Source organism: Sinorhizobium sp. BJ1 (assembly GCF_002531555.1).
Taxonomy (GTDB): Bacteria; Pseudomonadota; Alphaproteobacteria; order Rhizobiales; family Rhizobiaceae; genus Sinorhizobium; species Sinorhizobium fredii_B.
Genome location: NZ_NWTH01000022.1, coordinates 91027 through 112479, shown reverse-complemented (window position 1 = coordinate 112479; position 21453 = coordinate 91027). Strand labels below are relative to the sequence as shown.

General features: G+C 62.8%; 17 protein-coding genes and 1 pseudogene. 10 read left to right on the top strand and 8 right to left on the bottom strand.

Features of this window, described 5'->3' with window-relative positions; genetic code table 11:
• From CO676_RS24050 to CO676_RS24040, 3 genes are all read right to left on the bottom strand, one after another.
• The coding region (locus CO676_RS24050; protein WP_097522932.1) for a BON domain-containing protein at window positions 1-522 on the bottom strand (522 nt) is incomplete at its 3' end.
• 72 nt (window positions 523-594) lie between these two features.
• Window positions 595-1329, bottom strand: a complete 735-nt coding sequence (locus CO676_RS24045; protein WP_097522931.1) for a DUF1236 domain-containing protein — start codon at window positions 1327-1329, stop codon at window positions 595-597.
• Between the two features lie 394 nt (window positions 1330-1723).
• A complete protein-coding gene (locus tag CO676_RS24040; RefSeq protein WP_097522930.1) occupies window positions 1724-2428 on the bottom strand; it encodes an SDR family oxidoreductase in 705 nt (234 codons plus the stop codon).
• Window positions 2429-2537: 109 nt separating this feature from the next.
• On the opposite strand from CO676_RS24040, the gene CO676_RS24035 reads away from it, so the two are divergent.
• From CO676_RS24035 to CO676_RS23995, 8 genes and pseudogenes are all read left to right on the top strand, one after another.
• The gene (locus CO676_RS24035) at window positions 2538-3446 is read left to right on the top strand and encodes a LysR substrate-binding domain-containing protein (RefSeq protein WP_097522929.1); all 909 of its coding nucleotides are present in this window, start codon (window positions 2538-2540) and stop codon (window positions 3444-3446) included.
• A 271-nt stretch (window positions 3447-3717) separates the two neighbouring features.
• A complete protein-coding gene (locus tag CO676_RS24030) occupies window positions 3718-6096 on the top strand; it encodes an EAL domain-containing protein (protein ID WP_097522928.1) in 2379 nt (792 codons plus the stop codon).
• 2 nt (window positions 6097-6098) lie between these two features.
• Window positions 6099-6821 carry a transporter substrate-binding domain-containing protein gene (locus tag CO676_RS24025; protein WP_097522927.1) on the top strand — a complete coding sequence of 241 codons (723 nt, stop codon included), beginning with the start codon at window positions 6099-6101 and terminating at the stop codon, window positions 6819-6821.
• Window positions 6822-7390: 569 nt separating this feature from the next.
• A complete protein-coding gene (locus CO676_RS24020) occupies window positions 7391-9853 on the top strand; it encodes a phosphoketolase family protein (RefSeq protein ID WP_097522926.1) in 2463 nt (820 codons plus the stop codon).
• A gap of 96 nt (window positions 9854-9949) precedes the next feature.
• Entirely contained in the window at window positions 9950-10102 is a 153-nt protein-coding gene (locus tag CO676_RS36230) for a histidine phosphatase family protein (RefSeq protein ID WP_245424403.1), read from the top strand.
• Window positions 10103-10459: 357 nt separating this feature from the next.
• Window positions 10460-10872 (top strand): annotated as a pseudogene (locus CO676_RS24005) (hypothetical protein); the annotation flags it as partial.
• Window positions 10873-11000: 128 nt separating this feature from the next.
• On the top strand, window positions 11001-11201 hold the full coding sequence (locus tag CO676_RS24000) for a DUF2905 domain-containing protein (protein ID WP_041415112.1): 201 nt from the start codon (window positions 11001-11003) through the stop codon (window positions 11199-11201).
• A gap of 80 nt (window positions 11202-11281) precedes the next feature.
• Window positions 11282-12172 carry a PhnA-like protein gene (locus tag CO676_RS23995; protein ID WP_097522925.1) on the top strand — a complete coding sequence of 297 codons (891 nt, stop codon included), beginning with the start codon at window positions 11282-11284 and terminating at the stop codon, window positions 12170-12172.
• A gap of 41 nt (window positions 12173-12213) precedes the next feature.
• Here CO676_RS23995 and CO676_RS23990 read toward each other — a convergent pair whose 3' ends face one another.
• Window positions 12214-14757 carry an NAD-dependent epimerase/dehydratase family protein gene (locus CO676_RS23990; protein ID WP_097522924.1) on the bottom strand — a complete coding sequence of 848 codons (2544 nt, stop codon included), beginning with the start codon at window positions 14755-14757 and terminating at the stop codon, window positions 12214-12216.
• Window positions 14758-15076: 319 nt separating this feature from the next.
• Here CO676_RS23990 and CO676_RS23980 point away from each other — a divergent pair, with 319 nt between their 5' ends.
• Window positions 15077-16306, top strand: coding sequence for a glycosyltransferase family 4 protein (locus CO676_RS23980; protein WP_097522922.1), 1230 nt, complete (start codon window positions 15077-15079; stop codon window positions 16304-16306).
• Here CO676_RS23980 and CO676_RS23975 read toward each other — a convergent pair.
• From CO676_RS23975 to CO676_RS23960, 4 genes are all read right to left on the bottom strand, one after another.
• On the bottom strand, window positions 16300-17127 hold the full coding sequence (locus CO676_RS23975) for an aldolase/citrate lyase family protein (RefSeq protein WP_097522921.1): 828 nt from the start codon (window positions 17125-17127) through the stop codon (window positions 16300-16302). The two genes, CO676_RS23980 and CO676_RS23975, sit on opposite strands and share 7 nt — an antisense overlap.
• A gap of 70 nt (window positions 17128-17197) precedes the next feature.
• Window positions 17198-18211 (bottom strand): TRAP transporter substrate-binding protein, encoded by a 1014-nt coding sequence (locus CO676_RS23970; protein ID WP_097522920.1) that lies wholly within the window; start codon window positions 18209-18211, stop codon window positions 17198-17200.
• A 38-nt stretch (window positions 18212-18249) separates the two neighbouring features.
• Window positions 18250-19530 carry a TRAP transporter large permease subunit gene (locus CO676_RS23965; RefSeq protein WP_097522919.1) on the bottom strand — a complete coding sequence of 427 codons (1281 nt, stop codon included), beginning with the start codon at window positions 19528-19530 and terminating at the stop codon, window positions 18250-18252.
• A gap of 109 nt (window positions 19531-19639) precedes the next feature.
• Window positions 19640-20191, bottom strand: a complete 552-nt coding sequence (locus CO676_RS23960; protein ID WP_097522938.1) for a TRAP transporter small permease — start codon at window positions 20189-20191, stop codon at window positions 19640-19642.
• A gap of 184 nt (window positions 20192-20375) precedes the next feature.
• Here CO676_RS23960 and CO676_RS23955 point away from each other — a divergent pair, with 184 nt between their 5' ends.
• Window positions 20376-21425, top strand: coding sequence for a LacI family DNA-binding transcriptional regulator (locus tag CO676_RS23955; RefSeq protein WP_097522918.1), 1050 nt, complete (start codon window positions 20376-20378; stop codon window positions 21423-21425).
• The last annotated feature ends 28 nt before the right edge of the window (window positions 21426-21453 follow it).

Below are 21453 nucleotides of genomic sequence, written 5' to 3'. Positions count from 1 at the left end.
AATCCCCCGCTCAACTGGAGGTAGACTATCATGAGCGGGAGTTTTCACACAGCCTCCACCCGCAACCGAGACCTCGATGTCGGAGGCGTCGAGCCATGGGTCTTCGGTCAGCCGATCGTTGACGTCTTCCTCGATCCGCGAGTCTGATCGTTTGTACCCGCGCGGTCCTTTGCCCCGGAAGCGCCCCTCTTCGTCGCGGCCCCTGCGGGCGCCTGGCCAATCCTCCTGACCGGACCGGTTCCGGAACGGCGGCGCATTCTCGTAAGGATCGAAGGAACCGAGCTCCTCGATGCGGCGCTTTAGATCGGCGCGTCGGCCGCGAAAGTCGCGGCCACGATCCGAATGTCGCAGCGCGTCCGCGAACCAGGCGCCTTCGCCACTCTGGTCGCCGCTGCGAAGCCACCGCTCCTCGTCAGGCGCCCTGTCGCGGAACGGTCCACCCTGTCCGCCGTAGTCATGGTGGCGCCGCGGCTCCGCGCGCGTCGCGTTCCGCCTGTTGTGGCCATGCCAATCGTCTTTCATCCACCCTCCTCCATCTGTGTTCGAAAAGAGGCCCGCCGGACGATCCGGCGAGCCTAGTTCACGCTCAAATCGCTAGGCCAGGATGATGACGATCTTCAGCGACGACGGCTCGACGATGACGATCCGGCCGTCCGCCAAGACGAAGAACAGATAGCCCTCGTATCTCGGCACGATCTTGATGATGCGGGCCGGAACCGGCCTCAGCTTGACCTTTACGGTTTCGGGAACGGCAACGCCGACGGAAACGTCGAAATCAACGTCGATGGGCTCGATCTTCTCTTCCTTGATGATCTGAGTGATCTCGGTCTTCTGCTCCACCGTCACGTCGACATCCGTGGACGAGCCGGAGGCCTGACCCTCCTGGGTCTGCTGCGATTCGCCTTCGCCCGACTGCTGCTGGGTTTCGCCCTGCTGCGGCTCCGTCTCGGATTTGGATGCATCACCATCGGACTGCTGCTGATCGGAGCCATCCTGGCCTTGCTGCTGCTTCGGTTGTTGCTGGGTGCCGGTTTCCTCTTGCTGCTGCTGATCCGGCTGCTGCTGTTCGGTGCCGCCCTGCTCGGCCTGCGGCTGTTGCTCGCCTGACTGGCCCTGCTGGCCCTGGCCGGTCGCCTCGCCACCCTGTTGGGTTGCTCCACCCTGTGCGTCGGGCTGCTGACCCTGTTCGGCGCCGCCTTGCGGACATTCCGTGCCCTCCGGGCATTCCGTGGACTGACCTTGCGCCGGTTGCTCCGTCTGCGCGAGCGCCGGCCCATAGGCCACGCCCAGACTCAAGGCAAGGACACTCTTGATGAGGATACCTTTCATCGACTGTTCTCCAACCTAACAGTCCCTTCCGGTCGCCAACCACGAGGCGAAAGGTTTGTTCCCTAGAGGTTCCGCACCTGTCGTAATCCGTAAGGAGTAGGGCAGGTTATTTCGTTCCCGAACCGTTGCTCCGCTGTTCGTACTTATTTCAGCCATTCATTGTGGAGGCGGCGAGCCGCGTCGATGGCGCGGTTTCGCCCGGTTGGAACGTGCGCAGGCCGAGTTGAACGCCAGGCTCAAGACGGGAAGGAAAATGAGGTAAGATCTGGCGGCGATCGCTTCGGCATTGAAACGGCGGCATGCGGGACTATTCGTGTGCGCACTCTGCTCGTAGGCCGGCCGCTGCAATCCCGCGCCGACTCTTGCGCGGGCCCTTGCGCGAAGATGATTGGTCTTACACGGAGCGGGTCAGCCCGCCGTCGACACGGATATTCTGGCCGGTGATATAGCCGGCGCCCTCGGAGGCGAGGAAGGCGACGGTGGCGGCGATCTCCTCGCTCGTCCCGTAGCGCTTCATCGGCACGCTGTCGCGCCGGGATTCGGTTGCCGGCAGGCTGTCGATCCAGCCCGGCAGCACGTTGTTGATGCGGATGTTGTCCTTCGCATAGCTGTCCGCATAGATCTTCGTGTAGGCGGCGAGGCCGGCGCGGAAAACCGCCGAGGTCGGGAACATATCGGAGGGCTCGAAGGCCCAGGCCGTCGAAATGTTGATGATCGAACCCGAGCCTTGGCTCTGCATGACCGGGGTCACCAGCCGCACCGCGCGGATGACGTTCATCAAATAGGTCTCGAGGCCTCTGTGCCAGTCGTCGTCGCTGACTTCGATAATCGGCGCGCGCGGTCCATGGCCGGCGCTGTTGACGAGCACGTCGATCCGCCCCCAGGTGGAAACGGCAAGGTCGACGAGCGTCTTCAAGTCCTCGTTCGACTGGTTCGAGCCGGTGACGCCGACGCCGCCGAGTTCCTGCGCCAGCGCCTCGCCCTTGCCGGAGGAGGAGAGCACCGCAACCCTGTAGCCATCCGTGGCGAGCCGGCGCGCCGACGCCGCCCCCATGCCGCTGCCGCCTGCCGTGACGAGCGCCACTCTATTCTCTGCCATGTTCAACCCTTTCGCGAGAGATCGCCTGAAAATTCCGGCCGAGTTTGACATGGCGCGCGGTCCGGGTCTAAGCAGAAAAATGCTTTCGTGCCTGTAGGAAAACTACTGGATGGCTGGCCGACAAGGACCCTACACATTTCCCCCTCTGAACGCGCTCCGGATGTTCGAGAGCTCGGCGCGCCACCTGAATTTCCGCATCGCGTCGGAGGAGCTGGGCGTCACACAAGGGGCCGTCGCGCAGCAGGTGCGCGCTCTCGAGCAGCATCTGAACACCAGGCTCTTCGATCGCCGCGCCCGGGGTCTCGAACTGACCGAGGCAGGCCGGCGCTACATGAAGCCGCTGCAGCGTGCTCTGTCGCTGATCTCGGACGCCACGCAGGAACTGAAACCCGCAACGACCGTCGTGACGATCAGCGTGACGCCGTCCTTTGCGGCGAAATGGCTGATCCCGCGCCTCGGCAAATTCTCCGATTCGAACGCCGACACGCAGGTGCAGGTGCTTGCGGGCAACGGGCTTGCAAATTTCCAAAGCGACGGGGTCGATCTCGCCGTCCGCCAGACGAAGCCGCCCTTCGGGCCTGGGCTCACCGGCGAGTTGCTGTTTCCGATGCGCTTCATTGCGGTCTGCAACCCTACCATCGTCGCCGAAAGCCCGATCCGTACCGTCGAGGATCTGACGCGGCACGTGCTGCTCCACGACGCGCACGGTATGTGGCCGGTGTTCCTCGAGCGCGCCGGCGTTGCGGCGGACGTCAGGACCCTCAAGTCGCTCCGGTTTTCGCACAGCTCCTTGGCGATCGATGCCGCCGTGTCGGGCCAGGGCATCGCGCTCGCCACCGAGGCGCTCGTTGAGGATGACCTTGCCGCCGGGCGCCTATGCCGCCCCCTCGACTTTGCCGTGACCGACGAGCTCGGCTTCTACATCGTCCATCCGCGCAGTCCCCGCAAAGCCGAGCCTGTCCGATCGATGCGGGATTGGCTCCTCGCCCAAAGCCACGGCAGCCGCCAGACGCCATGAAGACCTGGACAAGGACTATTCCCGGTCGGCGCCGGCGACATCTGCGCAAATCGGATATTCCGGCGCGATCCGGTCATCGCCGACGCGTATTATTTACCGAAGTCTAATGTTTTCAATGGACCATAGGCTCGGTTCGGTCTTGCTCGCATTGCTGATGGGTTTGACAACAGATCGCTGCGGCCCTGCCGCGGAGCGGAGATCGGACCGGAATTTAAGGCCGCAGGTGAACCTCGCGTTGCCTTCTCGGTGCGGTGTTGTCCTGGGCATATAGATGAATACGCATTCGGTAGAGAGCCGCTTCATACTGATCGTTTCCAGCGCTCTCTTGCTGTTGATCGCGCCGCTCTTCGTGCTTTTTTTCTATCTATCGAATGAGCGCGCCTATCGCGACGTCATCGATCATGGGCAGGTGCTGCTCAAAGCCAATTCGCTGGCCCTTGGCAAGCCGCTTTGGGATTTCGACGAGGAGAGCGTCCGACAGATCGCCAGCACGATCCTCGCAGACCGTTCGGTGGTTTCCGTCCGTGTTTACGAGGTCGCCGGCGGGCTCAACGTCAGGCTGCCGGAGCGCTCCCGCGATATGGATCCGCCCGGGCAGATTCTCTCCACCCCCGTCCATTATCACTCGGTCGATGGAATCAAGACGGTCGGAAGTCTGGAGATTGCGCTGCGTCAGCGCGACCTGCGCTCGGATTTCGAGGTCGATGATGCCGTCTATATCGGCATTTTCCTGTTTGCGATCGTGATCATCACGGCGGCGGCAATCCTGGGCAACCGCATGATGGTTACGCGGCCGCTGCTCCGCCTGACACACGCTATCGACGCGACGCGCCGGCTCGGATCCCGCCATCTGGTGGACTGGGTATCCGCCGACGAAATGGGAATGCTGGCCGCCAACTTCAACGAGATGCAAGCGCGTCTCGCCCAGGAGGAAAACGATCTCAAGCGCGCCCACCAGAAGACGACGCGCATCTACAATCTAACGCCGGCGAAGCTCTATTCCATCGACGACGACGATCGCCTGACGGCGGTGAGCGACTATTGGCTGCTCGCCACCGGCTACGACCGCCAAACCGTTATCGGCCGCGCCTTCACCGATTTTCTCGACCCGGCGACGCGCGCCGCCTACGAGGACCGCAAGCGGCAGGCGAGCGAAGACGTGGAAGCCGCCACCGTTACTGTCAAGTTCCGATGCGCCGACGGCCGCCTGATCGACGTTCTGATCAAAGAGGTGCAGGCTCTGGAGGCGGGCGAAACCCTGTCGCTGGCCGTGATGACCGACGTTACGGAACTGAAGACGGCGGAACAACGCAACCATGTTCAGGCGATCACCGATCATCTGACCGGCCTCCTCAACCGCCCTGGCTTCGAGATGGCGCTCGATGCGGCGATCCGGCAGACCGCCGAAGACGGCGGAGAACTCGCCTGCCTGCTCATCGACCTCGACCGCTTCAAGCAGATCAACGACAATCTCGGCCATGCCGCCGGCGACGAAGTGCTGCGCCAGATCGCCGGCCGCATCCGGGCGCAGGTGCGCGGCGAGGATACGGTCGGGCGACTGGGCGGCGACGAATTCGTCGTGTTGATTCCGGCAAGCAAGGCGCAGAACGCCGCGCTGCAGATTTCCGAGCGCATCGCCGCCGCCTGCGCGGAGCCGGTCATCGTCGACGGCAACACGCTGTCGCTGAGCGCCAGCATCGGCATCGCGCTCTATCCGAGACAGGCGATAACCGCCGCCGAACTGCTGCAGAAGTCGGACATGGCGATGTATGCCCGCAAGCACAATGGCAAGAACGGCGCGAAACTGTTCGACCCGAGGATGGCAAGCCTTGCTCAGGAACGGCTGAAGATCGACACCTATATCGAGGAGGGGCTGCGGCAGGACTGGTTCGACGTGCATCTCCAGCCGATCGTCGATCTCAAAGTCGGGCGGATCGCCGGCTTCGAAGCGCTGATGCGCCTCAACCATCCCGAACACGGCGTGCTGCCGCCGGCGGATATCATACGGGTCGCCGAAGAAACCGGCGCGATCCTCAGGATCGGCGAGCGCATCTTCGAGAAGGCCGTCGCCCACCTGGCCCGCCTAACATCCGTTGCGGGCCTGGAAAATGCCTATCTGGCCGTCAACTTCTCGCCCCTGCAATTTTGCCCCAAACTGCCGGCGAGCACGGTTTCCACCTTGATGAAATGGGGGATCACCCCCAGCCGCATCGTAATCGAAATCACCGAAGCGGTGTTGATGCACCACAGCCCCGATATTCGCGACGTGCTCGGCGCCCTGAGCAGCGCCGGAATGAAGATCGCGCTCGACGATTTCGGCACGGGCTATTCCTCGCTCAGCTACCTCGTTCATTTCCCGGTCAACATCATCAAGATCGACCAGGCCTTCACCCGATCGCTGACGGACGAAAGCGAAACGGTCCGCCGGCGGGTCCGTAAGCTGGTCGCCGGCATTCACAGGGTGGCGAAGGAGCTGAACTGCCAGGTCGTCGCCGAGGGGATCGAAACCGAGGAGCAGCTGAACGCGCTCCTCTCCTTGGACGTGAACTCAGGGCAAGGTTATTTCCTCGGGCGCCCCCAGCCCGTCGGCGCAATTCTATCCGGACTCGAATGCGAGCAACGGCCGTTGCTGGCCGTGCCAAGGACCTGACAATGAAACAGCTCTTCTTCTGGATACCATTTCTCTTCCCGCTGGTCGCCCAATCGGCGGACGTGAAATTCGTGACCGAATCCTACCCGCCCTTCAATTTTCGCGAGGGCGAAGTCTATAAGGGCGCTTCCGTCGAGCAGGTCCGGCTTCTCATGGAGGATGCCGGCCTCCCATATACGATGGAGATGATGCCGTGGGCTCGGGCGCTTTTCCTGGCCGAGAATCGCGAGATGCATTGCGTCTTCACCACTGTCCATAACAAGGAGCGCCACGGCCGCTTCAAATGGGTGGAACCTTTGCTGAAGAGCCGCACGGTGCTGATCCGCAAGGCCGGTTCGCCCGCCAATCCGAAGTCGCTCGACGAGGCCAAAGCCTTCAAGGTCGGCACGCAGCGCGACGACTTCACCCAGACCATTCTCGAGGAAAACGGCTTTCAGCGGATCGACCTCGCCACGGACCTGGAATTGACACTCAAAAAGCTTCTGACCAGCCGCATTGACCTGATGCCGATCTCGGAGAAATACTTCGACAAGCTGAAGCGCGAGGGAACACCCATCGAATCGACGGTGGTCCTTGCCGAGGACATCTACTCGATCGCCTGCAATCCCTCTGTACCGGACGAATTGATCGGCCGCATGCAGAAGGGCCTCGACAAGGTCATTGCCGATGGAACGCAAGCGCGTCTTTTCGAGACATATGGCCTCGCGACCGACGAGCAGAAGTAAGCCGCTGTCTCAGCCTACACCGTCGTGCGTCGTTTCAGACGCACAACGCTTCAAGCACTCACCGCGCATGGACTGACGCTCCCGATTTTCGCCGGCATATCCGGCGATGTGCGATCGCTGGTGGCGTGGGTGAGCGCCGCCACCGCTGCCGTACCGACGGCAGTCTTGGTGAAACCCGACAAGCGATTTCTCGCTGCCGGATCAAATCCGGATCGTTCGCTTCGAATTTACTGTGCCTTGGAGGCTCTTTGTGCGAAAGTCGAAGTCTCATCAGCATATTGCATGGTAGCACGAAGGTTTCCCTGACGGCGGGACGAACATATCGAGCCGCAAGCGTATACGAAGTGCTCCTATCTGCCGCGATTGCGGTTCCCGCTCGTGATGAATGCTGAGCGTGGCGAACATCCAGTGACGAACGTCCAGTGATAATGATTTCGCGACAGCAATTGTGCCTCGGCCTTAGAACGCGTTCCGGTAATCCGAATTGGCTTGCAAGTTCGTGCAGGCCGCAAGTGGGATGACCCGTTCTCCTCTTCCAGCGGAATGGGTTCTCGACGGCGGAGGTTCCCATGGTTTCGCTTAACACGGCACGGCAGTCAAAGCTCGCACTCAAGGAGCGGTCGGAAACAGGCGGTCCGCTTTCTCAAGAAGAACTGCAGTCAATGGATGCTTACTGGCGGGCATCGAACTATCTTTCGGTGGGCCAGATCTATCTCCTCGATAATCCTCTCCTGAAGGAGCCGCTGAAGCGCGAGCACATAAAGCCGCGACTGCTCGGCCACTGGGGCACGTCGCCAGGCTTGAACCTGCTTTACGTCCATCTCAACCGCGTTATCAAACGCGACGACCTCAACATGATCTATATCATCGGACCGGGGCACGGCGGGCCTTCATTGGTTGCGCACGCCTATCTCGAAGGCACCTACAGCGAAGTCTATCCAAATATCGGCCAGGACGGGGAGGGCATGAAGCGGCTGTTCAAGCAGTTTAGCTTCCCCGGCGGCATTCCTAGCCATGTAGCGCCGGAAACGCCCGGCAGCATTCACGAAGGCGGCGAACTTGGCTATGCATTGAGCCACGCCTACGGGGCGGCGTTTGATAACCCGGATCTGATCGTCGCCTGTATTGTCGGCGACGGAGAAGCGGAGACAGGACCGCTGGCGACCGGTTGGCACGGCAACAAGTTCGTCAATCCGGCCCGCGACGGGTGCGTGCTCCCGATCCTCCATCTCAACGGGTACAAGATTGCCAACCCGTGCTTCCTCGCCCGCATCCCCAGGGACGAGCTGCAAAAATTTTTCGAGGGCATGGGCTACGCCCCGTATTTCGTCGAGGGCAGTGACCCGGAGAGCGTGCACCAGCAGTTGGCCGGTGTGCTCGATACCGCCGTGGCGGAAATTCGGAAAATCTGGACCGATGCGCGCAGCAACGGCAACGTGAAACGTCCCACCTGGCCGATGATCGTCTTCCGTACGCCGAAGGGCTGGACCTGCCCGCGGGAAATCGACGGCAAGAAGTGCGAGGACTACTGGCGCTCACACCAGGTGCCAATGGGCGATATGGACAAGGCCGAGCATATCCGAATTCTCGAAAAGTGGATGAAGAGCTATCGGCCAGAGAAACTGTTCGACGACGGCGGCCGCCTCAAGCCCGAACTGGAGGCGCTCGCGCCGACGGCCCGACGGCGGATGAGCGATAATCCGCACGCCAATGGCGGCCTATTGCTGCGCGACCTGAAGATGCCGGATTTCCGCGACTATGCGGTCTCCGTTCCCAAGCCCGGGGCGACGACGGCCGAGTCGGCACGGTTAATGGGCAAGTTTCTCCGGGACGTGATGAAATTGAACATGGAGAGCAAGAACTTCCGTCTGTTCAGCCCGGATGAGAACAATTCGAATCGCTGGCAGGATGTGCTCGAGGTCACCGATCGCTGCTACATGGCAGACATCTATCCGGAGGACGATCATCTGGCGCCGGACGGCCGGGTCATGGAAGTCCTCAGCGAGCATCAATGCCAGGGATGGCTGGAAGGCTATCTGCTCACCGGGCGCCACGGCTTCTTTTCCTGCTACGAGGCGTTCATTCACATCATCGACTCGATGTTCAACCAGCACGCCAAGTGGCTGAAGGTTTGTAACGAAATCCCGTGGCGACGTCCCATCGGCTCATTGAACTACTTTCTGAGTTCTCATGTCTGGCGCCAGGATCACAATGGTTTCAGCCATCAGGACCCGGGATTCATCGATCACGTGGTCAACAAGAAGGCGGACGTTATCCGGGTCTATCTGCCGCCGGATGCCAACACGCTTCTGTCGGTGACGGACCACTGCCTGCGCAGCCGCAACTATGTCAACGTCGTGGTCGCGGGCAAGCAGCCCGCGCCGCAATGGTTGACGATGGACGAGGCGATCAAGCATTGTACCGCGGGACTTGGCATCTGGGAGTGGGCAAGCAACGACAAGGGGGCCGAGCCTGATGTCGTGATGGCCTGTTGCGGTGACGTTCCGACCCTGGAAACACTGGCTGCCGTCGAATTGATCCGTGAGCACCTGCCGGAATTGAAAGTGCGGGTGATCAACGTGGTCAATCTCATGAAGCTCCAGCCGTCGGAAGAGCATCCGCACGGCCTGTCAAACCGCGACTTCGACGCATTCTTCACGAAGGACAAGCCGATAATCTTCGCCTTCCATGGTTATCCGTGGCTCATCCATCGGCTCACCTATCGTCGAACGAACCACGACAATTTGCACGTCCGCGGCTACAAGGAAGAGGGAACGACGAGCACCCCGTTCGACATGGTGGTCATGAACGAAGTCGACCGCTTCCATCTCATCGAGGACGTCATTGACCGGCTGCCGCAATTGGGTGCGCGCGCCGCTTATTTCAAGCAGGCAATCCACGAGAAACTCATCGCCCATAAGCTGTACATCGAGAAGCATGGCGAAGACATGCCCGAAATCGCCGGCTGGGCGTGGGGACAGGCGGCGGCCGTGGGTGGTCGGCGGGGTTCGACGGAAGCGGACAACGTCTGAGCCGGGAAGGCCTGGACGTGAACATATTCGTCATCAGGCATGGGGAGACCGAGCGGAGTCTGAGCGGGGCGACACACGGCAACGACAGACCTCCCCTTGACCGACAACGGACGACGGCAGGCGGAACGGATGCGGCCGGTGCTGGCCCGGCAAACCTTCGCCCTCGTGCTCGTAAGCCCGCTGCGGCGGGCACGGGAGACTTGCGACCTGGTGGGCCTCGGCGCCAAGACCATCGCCGACGGAAATTGATGGTGTGGAACTACGGCGAATACGAGGGGCTGACGCCCCAGCGGAAGCGCTGGAGGCTCACCAGGAGGACTTTCAGGGCTCGAACTTGACCGCCGCCGAAGTATCACTGTTCAACCAGCTTGCCGGGCGTATCCTGTTCGCAAATCCGCCATGCGGCTGGCGAGTGCATTCAAGAAAACCCGCCTGGATCGGGAAGCGCTCTGGTCACGTGGGATTTCCGGGTACCTTCCGATCGTTCTGGTTCGCGTCGATGGCGACAGGGACAATGCTCTCATTCGAGATGTGACAATGGCGCACGACTTTGCCCGTCGCCGCGGTTTGGAGCTCGACTCGTCTTGTATGACAAGCGTGGCGCTCATGTCCGAAATGATCGCGACTGCCCCCGAGCTCGATCGTTTACCGACGGACCAAGATCTGGCGCGGCTGCAATTCACCACCTTGTTGTACTATCTCCAATGTACGAACCCGGACAACGGCCTTGTCCGCGACAAGACCGAGCCGCATGCGCCGGCAAGCATCGCGGCAATCGGCATGGCGCTGGCGACGATCCCCGTCGTTGTCGAGCGGGGGGTGGTCATCCGCGAATTCGCTGCCAAGATCACCCGCAGGCGAATGCGTTTCCTGCTGGATTGCCGGCAGGGGCCGGAGCCCGATGCATCCGGGTACAAGGGCTTTTTCTATCATTTCCTGGATATCGAAACGGGCCGCCGGCCTGGCAATGCGAATTGTCCACCATCGACTCGGCTTTTCTGTTCGCCGGCGCTCTGACGGCAGCCACCTAGGGGCTGGCTTTTAGGTCGGATGCATCGTCTTGCGCGGAAACATGCAGTAGGCCATCGGCGGCAAGCCCTATATGATCCGTGCAGTCTTCGCTTTTCGCGAGCCCGGACAGGCACAGATGTCCCGTATCCTGATCATCATCGGCCTCATCATCGTCGCCGTCGGTATTCTCTGGCCCTGGCTCATGCGCATCGGCTTCGGCAGGTTGCCGGGCGACATTCTGATCGTGCGCGACAATTTCACCATCTACATCCCGATCACCACCGGCCTACTCGTCGGCATCCTCCTGACCGTGATCCTCTGGCTGGTTAACCGGTAGAGCTTCCTGAAGGGGAACCAATCCGATTTGGCTCGGTTAGCTTCAGGACGATAACATCCTGAATCCCAAGGGAGCTTTCCATGAGCGACCCGCTCCACACGAGTCCCGCAACAGCGCCCGCCGAGCCTCTGGTCGCCATCGCGCCCAACAAGCTTTCCTGGGCAGCGATCTTCGCCGGCGTTGCCTTGGCGCTGGCAGTCCAGCTTCTGCTCAATCTGCTCGGCGTCGGCCTCGGCGCGGCAGCCTTCGACCCCGGCAGCGGCGACAATCCCGGCCCCGGCACGTTCTCGATCGCGAGCGGTATCTGGTTCGCTCTTTCCGGGATCGTCTCGGCCTTTGCCGGCGGCTATCTGGCCAGCCGGCTTTCGGGGCGATCCGGTACGGCGACCGGAGCCTATCATGGGCTGACATCGTGGGCCGTCACGACGCTCATCGTCGTCTATCTGCTGACGACTTCCGTCGGTGCGCTGCTCGGGGGGGCGCTCAGCGGTCTCTCCTCTGTCGTCGGCGGCGCCGGGCGCACCGTCGCGACGGTCGCAACGACGGCGGCTCCCACGCTTGCAACGGCCGACGACCCTTTCGCAGATATCGAGCGGCAGATCCGCGAAACGATCGGAGGCAATGATCCGGCCGCGATGCGGGATGCGGCCGTCGCGTCGATCCGCGCTCTCGTCACCGGCGACGAGGCACAGGCGGAGGAAGCGCGTAACCGAGCAGCCGACGCCCTTGCGCGTGCTCAGAACATTCCCCCGGATCAGGCGCGCGCCCGCGTTGAAGACTACGAGCAGACCTACCGCAGGGCCGTTGAGGATGCGCAGCGGAGGGCCGCCGATGCGGCAGATACGGCCGCCACCCTCGTCTCCAGCGGCGCATTTCTGGGTTTCTTCTCGCTGCTGCTCGGGGCGGCTGCCGCCTGGCTTGGCGGCTGGTACGGCACGCGTCGCCTCGACGGGCTGTCGGACGTGTCGTAGGCCAGGTAGACCGGCGCCCCGCGGGACAAGCTCCAGATCATTCAGACGATCGCCCGATCCCAGCCGCCATAATGCTCCTCGCTGCGCGTCCCGCGCGGCAGGCTGAGGGCAATCAGACCCAGGCCGACCAGCACATCCGCTAAGCTTGCAACTGTGCCGCCGCCGGAAAGCAGGAACGGCGAGGCCGCGACCCAGGCGCCGAGCGCGACATTGAGGAAACGCACCGGTCGGGCGACCTCCGCCATCGCAGTGACTGCGATCATGATGACGAGGCAGCCGATCACATGGTCGCTGTAATAAAGCGGCGGAGCGCTGCCGAAGATGAGCGGCGTCGTCATCAGGACCGCACCGAGAACCACGCTCGCCACCAGCGTCCACGGGAAGTTCACGCCGCCGGTAATGAATTCCTTGATGAGTTCGGAAGCCGGCCGCTCGAGATCCGGCTCCGGTGACTGGTTTTCCGAAAGGGCTGGGCCGCCCCGCCAGAAGGTGCGCCAGAACGGCTCGCCAGCCTTTGTTGCCCGCCAGAGGTACTGGACGGCTGCCAGCACCTCGTCGATCGAATAGGGGATCAGCACGATGGTGACGGCCGCCTGGATGATGCAGAGCGTGCAGAGGGCGCCGATCAGCGGCGGCTGGATGATGATGAAGGAGACGCTGACTACGCCGAGCGGAATGATCAGCAGGCCGAAGAGTAGCACCATCCACGGCATGGTACGCCAGCGGCGCCGATCGCCGATCGCGCCGGCGAGGATGTCGAGTGCATAGGCGAAGGCGCCGAACCCGGCATCGGCGATCGGGAAGCCCTTCGATACCCAAGAGGTCACTACCGCTTCGCTGCCATTGCCGACGGCAGCCCCGCCGGGTCCGAAGAACGGGTCCCAGAGGCCATCGATATGCCCCATCTGGTAGGCGGCGAGATAGCGCGAGACGAACAGGCCGACAAAGGCGAGCGCCACGATCGGAATGCGTTGCGTGAAGGCGGAGGGGGAATAGCTCCAGCCGAGCGGCCGGTCGCCATCTGCCGCGAGCGCCCGCCTGCTGATGCCGGGCGTCGGCGGGATCATCACAGCGAAGGCCGGAATCAGCAGGCCGGCAAGCGTGTCGATGGCGTAGGCGGCAGCGCTGGTCGTCCAGAAGATCAGCGGCGCGAGCATGATCCAGACGCCGAGAGCCGCCGTGATCCATTGCGTCCAGGCCCAGCGGCGGTACATGCCGAGAAACGCAAACAGCACGACGAGCAATCCCGACGCGATCTCGCTCATGCCGAGACGCGTATTGCGGAAGGCGGCCGCCGCGATCTCGTGCCCGAGGGCAGGCGGTAGCGGCGCGACGACCGGATCGAAAAGGCCGAGCGTCAGCGGCGAGGCGACGAGCCACAGCCCCAGCGCGACATTGACCATCGGCGCCCAGAGGGTGCGAAGCCGCTGGCGCTCGATGGCGGCCTCGATCTGCCTGTTGCTGCGTTCCAGCGGCGCTTGGAGCCGTCTTTTGGCCTGCTCGATCTCCGGCTCCGAAGCTGCAACGGTGGCGGGTTCGAGCTTGTTCTTCTCGTACCAGTCGGTCGGATCGTCCTTGAGGCGCCGAATCATCTCCGGCAGGGTGCGGGTGAGGCTGTGCTTCGGCTCCCAGCCGATCAGGCTGCGGGCGCGGGAAATGTCGATCTCGAAATGGTCGTCGGAATTCTCAACCATCCACGGTTTTATGTCGCTCTCCTGATCGAGCACCTCCGTCTGCATCCACGACCCGGTCTTGGCCAGGCCCTTTGGCAGGACAAAGGTGCGCCAGTCCTCGCCATGGAGAAGCCGTCCGATGCGCTTCTGCAGATCCCCGTAGGAAGGCGTCTCCTCCTCGCCGACCAGCATCACGCTTTCGTCCGGCAGTTCGGCGCGGCGGTCGACCGTGCGTACGAAGGCCTCGACGAGATCGTCCTTGTGCAGATAAGGCTGTCCCGCCTCAAGATCGCCGGTGAACAGATAAGCGGTCGGCAGCCTTTCGAAGATGCGGGCAATCTGCTGGGCGATGAAGGCGGCCCGGCAATCCTCGTCATAGACGCCGGCGAGCCGCAGGATCACCGTCTTGATCTGCCCGCGCTCCTTGTCAATCACCGCTTCAGTCTTCGCCTTCGATTGCGGATAGACCCAGGAAGGCTCGAGCGGCGAGTCTTCATTGATCCTCACGCCCTTCTCAGGGCTCGGCGCATGCACCAGCAGAGTGCTGGAAAAGATGAACTGCTCGGTCTCAAGTCCTTTGAGTGCAGCGAGCAGCCGACGCGTCCCATGAACATTGACCGCATCATATTTCGGATCGTCCTTGCCGGTCGTATCGTAAAAGGCGGCGAGATGGATCACCGAGGCGACCTGCCCGCCGCTCCGCTTGCCCACCTCCTCCACCGCCTTTGTGACGCTTTCGTCGGAGGTAAGGTCGATCTCGATTGTCTCGAGGCGGTCCGACGAGCCTTTCGGTGCAGCCACATCCAAGCCGATGACGCGGTAGCCGTCCTTGAGGCCGCGCGCGATAGCCTGCCCGAGGAAACCACTCGAGCCAGTGATGAGAACAGTTGGTCTCTTCGTCTCGTCCGGCATCTTTAAACCTTCGCGGGAGTTTTGTTCGCAAACGTCCCTTCGAAGAGGAAGGTTCCAACCGATTGCCCGGACCGCTCGCAACACCTCGGAAGCTTGACACCGATCGGCGAAGTCACCTGCCGGAGGCGAGCTTCCAGGTCTTCTTGGCTCTCGACACAACCCTCTTGCGAAGCGAGCATCCCGTCTGCAGCCACAGGCAGCCAGCCTCTGCGCTTCGGGAACAAGAGCGGCTCTCGGCAATTGTTGCAGGTGAGATCGGCCTTGCCCTTCTGAGCGCACGCACCGCGCCGCTCCTTGGCGCGGTCACAGGAGTTTAGCAATGAAAGTTGCCCAGATCGCCCCGCTTGCAGAACGCGTTCCGCCGAAGCTTTACGGAGGAACGGAGCGGATTGTTTATTGCCTTACCGAAGAACTCGTCAGGCTCGGCCATGACGTCACGCTTTTTGCGAGCGGCGACTCGCTCACCTCTGCCGAGCTGGTACCCTGCTCGGACGTCGCCCTCAGGCTCAACCCGGATGTCACCGACTTCCTTCCCCACCACGTCGTCATGCTGGAGGAGGTCCGGCGTCGTGCGCGGGAATTCGACGTCCTGCACTTCCATATCGATCTTCTGCATTTTCCCCTGGTCAGGGATTTCGCCGACCGGACGGTGACGACACTTCATACACGTCTCGACCTAATGGACCTCCAGCCTTTCTATCGCCTCTTCACGGATATTCCCGTCGTGTCCATATCCGACGATCAGCGCCGGCCGATCCCGCCCATTAACTGGAGGGGCACCGTCTATCACGGCTTGGACGAGGCGGTGTTGCCGTTTACCGAAAAGCCCGCCGGCAATTATCTCGCCTTTCTGGGACGGATTTCGCCCGAGAAAGGTCCGGAGAGAGCAATCGATATTGCCACCCAAGCCGGCATGCGCTTGAAGATCGCCGCAAAAGTGGACAAGGCGGATCGGGCCTACTGGGAGAGCGTGGTCGAGCCGTTGGTGGCAAGCCATCCGAATGTCGAGTTCATCGGCGAGATCGATGAACACCAGAAGGCGGACTTCCTCGGCAACGCGGCCGCCCTCCTCTTTCCGATCAATTGGCCGGAACCCTTCGGCCTGGTGATGATCGAGGCCATGGCCTGCGGCACGCCGGTGCTCGGATTTCGGTACGGCTCCGCCCCGGAGGTGATCGAGGACGGCGTATCGGGGATTCTCGTGGATTGGGTAGAGGAGGCCGTCGGAAGGATGGATGAAGTCTTGAGCCTCGACAGGCGACTGGTGCGCGAGGCCTTCGAGCGACGCTTCACCACCGAGCGAATGACACGCGACTACCTGGAAATTTATCGTAAGCTTCCTGGCGTCCGGACCGAGACGAGCGCGACGCGCGCGGCGGCCAGCGATCGGATCGGCCTCGAGGTCGCGCAGCAACCCTGGCGGAACTCGGTGGAGCAGGTTCCGCGGCTGGGCGATCGGACCAACAGCAGTGATGCCATCCCGGTGGCCCTGGAAGGCTCCAAGACCATCGGCACGGAACGACCCGGCGGCGGACGGCCCGGTCAGTAAGACTTCTGCAGGTGTGAGAATGAGGCGACCTGTTCGCCGCCCTTTTCCGCCTGCCGTAGTGCCCGGTATTCTGCCATCGCGGCCAGACCGGCGTCGCGCAGCAGCGCCACGTCATGCGGGCCGGCGATGACGCGGTAGCCGCGGTCGATCAGTTCGGCGACGGAGGCGCCGGCATTCGGCACGCTGCCCATGATCTTGCCGGAGGCGAGAATCGCCTTCTCGGCGCGATGAACCAGTTCGCGCACCTCCGGATGGCCGGTCTGTTCGAGACGGCCGATCGAACCGGCGAGATCATTGACGCCGATGAAGATGATGTCGGCGCCTTCTGTTGCCGCGATCGCATCGGCATTGTCGACTGCCGTGTGGGACTCGATCTGCACGGCGATCAGCATGTTCTCGTTGGCCTTGTGGACATAGCCGGGCTCAAGTCCGAAGGTCGAGGCGCGCACCACGCCCGCCGCATAGCCACGGATGCCTTGCGGCGGATAGCGGCAGGCCCGAACGGCCGCCAGCGCCGCTTCTGCCGTATCGACGGAGGGGATCATCACCGATTGCACGCCCGCATCGAGCACCCGCTTCAGGAAAACATGGTCGTTCCAGGGGACCCGTACCAGAGCCGGCGAGGGCGTCGTTTCGATGGCGCGCAGCGTGTCGATGATCTCGCTGGTTTCGCCGACGCCATGCTCGTGATCGACGAGCAGGAAATCGAAGCCGGCATGGCCGAGGATTTCCGCATTGGTCGGCGAGCCGCCACCGACCCAGCATCCGAACGCGACATGACCGGCGGCGAGGTGGGCTTTCAGGCGGTTTTTTGTGTACATGGACAGTCAGCCTCGAATTGGAAAAGGGAGGAAGGCACGGGAGCTTGGCGCCCCATGCCAAGTTCAGATCTCAGTTTGCGGCGCGCACCCGCTCGATCGTTTCCATGAGCGCCTTGACGAGGTCCGGATTGGCGGAAGCCGCAAATTTATCGGCAACCGGCTTGGTCTTCTCGCGGAACCGGGCGATTTCCTCCGGCGGTAGCTTGGTGACCGTCATGCCCGAAGCGGCAAGCGCGTCGACCGCCTTCTGATCGGCATCGCGGGAGAGCTGGCGCTGGAAGGCGGCCGCCTCGCTTGCCGCTGCCTGCAACAGGTCCTTTTCGTCCTGGTCGAGCTTCTCCCAGAGGGGCTTCGAGAATAGCAGCACCATCGGATTATAGGTGTGGCGGGTCAGCGTGATGTATTTCTGCACCTCGTTGAGCTTTGCCGTCAGGATGCTCGGCGCCGGGTTCTCCTGGCCGTCGACCGTGCCGGTCTCGAGCGCCGTATAGACTTCCGGGAAGGGCATCGGCACCGCATTGGCGCCGAGCGCCTGGAACATTTCCAGATAGATCGGCGACTGCACGACGCGGATCTTCAGGCCTTCGATGTCGTCGACCTTCTCGACGGGGCGGCGGCTGTTGGTGAGGTTGCGGAAGCCGAGTTCCCAATAGGCGAGCACAACGAGGTTCTTGCCGTCAAGTTGCTTGGCGAAGGTCTTGCCGACCTCGCCATCCATCACCGCATCGGCTTCCTTGGTCGATTCGAACAGGAAAGGAAGGTCGAGCACGGCGAAGTCCGGCGCAAGGCTCGCCATCAGGCCGGCGTTCATGACGGACATCTGCAGAAGCCCACCCTGCAGCGCGGTCACTGACTGAAGGTCGCCGCCGAGCATGCCGGCCGGGAAGACCTTGACGTCGATCTTGCCGCCGCTCTTTTCCTTGACGATCTCGGCGAACTTGCGCTGGCCGATGACCAGCGGCGAGCCCTCGGCGCCGGCGCTAGCAAAGCGGAGCGTCTGCTCGTGGATCTCGGCGCTTGCCGAGAGCGGCGCGGCTGATGCCAGCATCAGACCGGTTATCACTGCCATCAATGTCTTACGCATGTCGTTTCCTCCTTGATACGATGCGATTTTTTCGGAAATCAGCGCCCCAGCCAGGCGGCGGGCCAGGTGACGAGTTCGGGGAAGGCGATCATCAGCGCCAGCACGACGAGCTGGGCGACCATGAAGGGCGTGACGCCCCGGATCACCGTTTCCATGTTGAGCCGCGAGACGCCGGCGACGACGTTCAGCACCGTGCCGACCGGCGGCGTGATGAGGCCGATGGAATTGTTGATGATGAACAGCACGCCGAAATAGATCGGATCGATGCCGGCTGCCTGCACCACCGGCACCAGCACCGGCGCAAGGATCAGAATGGTCGGCGCCATGTCCATCGCCGTGCCGACGATGACGACGAGGATCATGATCGCCAGCATCAAGAGCTTCGGGCTGTCCATGAAGGGCGACAGGAGTTCGATCACCTGCCCCGGCAGATCGGCGATGGTGATCAGCCAGGCCGAGACGAGCGCCGCCGCGACGAGAAAGATAACGACGCTCGTTACCTTGGCGGAGGAGACGAAGACGGCGTAGAGCTGGCCGAAGCTGAGCTCGCGATAGATGCAAGTGGCGACGAAGATCGAATAGACGGCGGCCACCACGGCGGCCTCGGTCGGCGTGAACAGACCGAATTTCAGCCCGAAGATGATGATCACCGGCAGGCCCAGAGCCCAAAGGCTTTCGCGAAGCGCCTTCAGCCGCTCGGCGCCGCTGGCGCGCGGCCGCAATTCGATCTCCTCCTTGCGCACCATCAGCCACCAGGCGACCGCGAGACCGGCACCGATCATCAGACCCGGCGCAATGCCGGCCATGAACAGCTTCGAGATCGAGAGGTTGGCGGTGACGCCGAACAGGATGAAGGCGATAGACGGCGGGATAATCGGTCCGATGACCGAGGCCGAGGCGACGAGGCCGGCGGAGCGCGCCTTGTCGTGGCCGGCCTTGACCATCATCGGCACGAGCAGCGCCCCGAGCGCTGCCGCGTCGGCGACGGCGGAACCGGAGAGTGCCGAGAGGACGCAGGCGGCGATGATCGCCACATAACCGAGCCCGCCGCGCACATGGCCCACGAGCGTCAGGGCGAGCGCCACGATCCGCTTCGAGAGCCCGCCGGCATTCATCACCTCGCCCGCCAGCATGAAGAAGGGAACGGCCAGCAGCGTGAAGCTGTCGGTGCCGCCGACGAGGTTCTGCGCCAGGATCTGCGGATCGAACATGGCAAGCTGGACCATCAGCGCCACGCCGCAGAGGAGCAGCGCATAGGCGATGGGCATGCCGATCGCCATGGCGGCGAGGAGGGCGGTGATGAAGACCAGAATTGTCATCGCGGACCAACCTTTGCCGCTGGTGCTGAAGGGGATCACGCCCCTCTGATCGCGGCTGCAACTTTCGGAAAGCGCCGGCGCGGCGCATCGAGACGGCTCGGCAACACCCTCAGCGCGGCGGCGCGCTACCAGGTGGCAATTGCGCGATATCGAAATCCTCCTCCGATTCCTTGACGCCGATCAGCTCCTCGTCGCTGATCCGGCCGCTCAGCGAACGCAGGAGCGAGAGGCAGAACCAGGTGGCCGCGAAGGCCGTGAAGATCAGCACCGGCACGAAGAACCAGACCTGGGAAATGCCCATGACCGGCGTCGTCATGCCTAGATTGATGCCGGCCTGCTGCCAGGTACCGGAAAAGATTAGCCATGTCGTATAGAGCATGAGCAGGTTGGAGAGCACAAAGCAGACGAGGCGGCCCTTGCGGGAAAGGCGCCTGATCAGCGTGTCGACGCCGAGATGCGCCTGCTCGAACAGCGTCACCGCGGCGCCGAGAAAGACCAGCCAGACGAAGAGCAGGCGCGACAGCTCCTCCGACACGGAAATGCCCGTGTTGAAGGCATAGCGCAGCACGACATTGCCGAAGACCAGAACCAGCATAGCCGCGAGACAGGCGGCGAGCAGGAACTGCACGGGGCTTAGCAGGAATTTCCGAATCGCGTGCATGGCGGCTCCTCCTCCGATGACGGCTTTCCCGATCATGCGCCTCGGCACATGACCGCCTCCGGAAGCCGGTCAGAATGTAAGCGCTTACATAGCACTTCCATGCGGCGTGTCAAACCGAAAGTAAAACTGTTGGAAAATGCGATGTAACCGTATACATACCTATCGATTGAGGAGAATCGGCCCCATGGGACGTGGAGGAAGAGAGCGGAACAGACAGGCGGGGGCACGCGCCCTCGACGTGGCGGCGCTGGCCGGCGTTTCGACCGCCACGGTGTCGCGGGCCTTCAATGCGCCGGAGAAGGTCGCGCCGGAAATTCGCGAAAAAGTGCTGAAGGCGGCGGCCGAGCTTGGCTGGATGCCGCATCCGGCCGGCGCGGCGCTCGCGAGCCGCCGCACCTGGCTTGCCGGCGTCCTCATTCCGACGCTCGACAACGACGTCTTTGCTTCGCAGGTCGGCGCCTTACAGACCCGCTTGTCCGGAGACGGCGTCACGGTGCTGATCGGCTGTTCGAACTACGACGCCGATCAGGCCGCAAACCAGGTCCGGACCATGCTGGCGCGCGGCGTTGAGGCGCTGGCGATCGTCGGGGAATCGCATCGCCCCGGCCTATTCGAGACGATCGCGGCGCGCGGCGTCCCCTACGTCGTCACCTATTCGCACCGGCCCGGCTCCCCTCACCCGAGCATCGGTTTCGACAATGCCGCCGCCTTCCGGCGGATCGCGCGCCATCTGCTCGATCTCGGCCATCGCGATTTCGGATTTATCCATCAGCCGTCGATCGACAACGACCGTGTAGTGGCCCGAATTGAAGGCCTGTGCGCAGCACTTGCCGAAGAAGGCGTGGCGCTGCGGCCCCAGCACGTACGCGAGGGGCCGGCGAGCATTGCCTTCGGCCGCCAGAGCCTGCGCTCGATCATCGAAGCCCCCGGGCCCCGCCCGACGGCAGTCGTCTGCGGCAACGACGCGCTGGCGATCGGCGCGCTCATCGAGGCGCGGGGGCTCGGCATCGACGTGCCGGGAGAGCTCTCCATCACCGGTTTCGACGACGTGGCGATGGCGGAACAGACCGACCCGCCGCTCACCACCATGCGCGTCGACAATTCCGAGATCGGACGGCGGGCGGCGGATTATCTGCTAGCTTGCCTTGCGGGTGAGCAACCGCCGCCGCCGCCGCCGCTCGAAAGCCGCCTGATCCTCAGAGGGTCGACGGGTGTCGCCCATTCCGCTGCCTGACCCCTCTCCCTCTCATTCCGGATGATTA

Excerpts from the sequence above, each read along its gene's own strand:
- CO676_RS23955 (WP_097522918.1), top strand. The coding sequence starts at position 20,376 with ATGGGACGTGGAGGAAGAGAGCGGAACAGACAGGCGGGGGCACGCGCC.
- CO676_RS23960 (WP_097522938.1), bottom strand. The coding sequence starts at position 20,191 with ATGCACGCGATTCGGAAATTCCTGCTAAGCCCCGTGCAGTTCCTGCTC.
- CO676_RS24020 (WP_097522926.1), top strand. The coding sequence starts at position 7,391 with ATGGTTTCGCTTAACACGGCACGGCAGTCAAAGCTCGCACTCAAGGAG.
- CO676_RS24000 (WP_041415112.1), top strand. The coding sequence starts at position 11,001 with ATGTCCCGTATCCTGATCATCATCGGCCTCATCATCGTCGCCGTCGGT.
- CO676_RS23995 (WP_097522925.1), top strand. The coding sequence starts at position 11,282 with ATGAGCGACCCGCTCCACACGAGTCCCGCAACAGCGCCCGCCGAGCCT.
- CO676_RS24025 (WP_097522927.1), top strand. The coding sequence starts at position 6,099 with ATGAAACAGCTCTTCTTCTGGATACCATTTCTCTTCCCGCTGGTCGCC.
- CO676_RS24030 (WP_097522928.1), top strand. The coding sequence starts at position 3,718 with ATGAATACGCATTCGGTAGAGAGCCGCTTCATACTGATCGTTTCCAGC.
- CO676_RS23975 (WP_097522921.1), bottom strand. The coding sequence starts at position 17,127 with ATGTACACAAAAAACCGCCTGAAAGCCCACCTCGCCGCCGGTCATGTC.
- CO676_RS24045 (WP_097522931.1), bottom strand. The coding sequence starts at position 1,329 with ATGAAAGGTATCCTCATCAAGAGTGTCCTTGCCTTGAGTCTGGGCGTG.
- CO676_RS24040 (WP_097522930.1), bottom strand. The coding sequence starts at position 2,428 with ATGGCAGAGAATAGAGTGGCGCTCGTCACGGCAGGCGGCAGCGGCATG.
- CO676_RS23965 (WP_097522919.1), bottom strand. The coding sequence starts at position 19,530 with ATGACAATTCTGGTCTTCATCACCGCCCTCCTCGCCGCCATGGCGATC.
- CO676_RS23980 (WP_097522922.1), top strand. The coding sequence starts at position 15,077 with ATGAAAGTTGCCCAGATCGCCCCGCTTGCAGAACGCGTTCCGCCGAAG.
- CO676_RS23990 (WP_097522924.1), bottom strand. The coding sequence starts at position 14,757 with ATGCCGGACGAGACGAAGAGACCAACTGTTCTCATCACTGGCTCGAGT.
- CO676_RS24035 (WP_097522929.1), top strand. The coding sequence starts at position 2,538 with ATGGCTGGCCGACAAGGACCCTACACATTTCCCCCTCTGAACGCGCTC.
- CO676_RS23970 (WP_097522920.1), bottom strand. The coding sequence starts at position 18,211 with ATGCGTAAGACATTGATGGCAGTGATAACCGGTCTGATGCTGGCATCA.